The sequence below is a fragment of the Bacillus sp. LR--39 genome, from assembly GCF_053613335.1.
Genome location: NZ_JBSIOT010001329.1, coordinates 1 through 572, shown reverse-complemented (window position 1 = coordinate 572; position 572 = coordinate 1). Strand labels below are relative to the sequence as shown.

Annotated in this window: 1 protein-coding gene and 1 pseudogene; both read left to right on the top strand. The window is 49.0% G+C overall.

Annotated elements, in window-relative coordinates:
• Nucleotides 1-236: pseudogene (locus tag ACWHAR_RS30295) on the top strand (HK97 gp10 family phage protein); the annotation flags it as partial.
• A gap of 12 nt (nt 237-248) precedes the next feature.
• The coding region (locus tag ACWHAR_RS30290) for a phage portal protein (protein WP_452088834.1) at nt 249-572 on the top strand (324 nt) is incomplete at its 3' end.

Sequence of the window (572 nt, the reverse complement as noted above, 5' to 3'; positions counted from 1 at the left end):
ATTACGCCTCATTTCTTAATGACGGCCATTGGACGTCAAAACAAGATGTGAGATGGGTGCCGGGGTGTTTTCAAGGCTCACGGTTTATTTATGATCCAGCGGCTTCAACGGGAATGGCGCTCAAGAAAAAATGGATACCGGGCACGGGCTACTGGGATCATGCGCTGCTTTTATATGAACAGCTGTTTGAAAAATCGCTGGAAAGCAAACTGCGCCAGTGGCTGAAGAAGCTGTAAAGGAGGAGCAGGATGAACAGTGAAACAGGATCGATCATGGCGTTTTTGTACAGCCGGTGGTCTGTTCCAATTTATGAACGCGAGCTTCCTGATCACTTTCAGGTGCCGTCGTTATACGTCCCGCCACCATCTGTTTTCGAGGAAACAGATACGGTCTCCACATTTAAAAAAACCTACAGTCTCAATGTAAAACTGTTTCATCTGGACTCCGTTCAGGCGCTGGATGAAGCGGACAGGCTCGCGGATGCCATCAGAGAAGCGAGAAATATGATTCCGCTGCTGAGTGAATCCGGCGAGAAGACGGGGGATATGGTTCGCATCTCCCAAATCGAGACA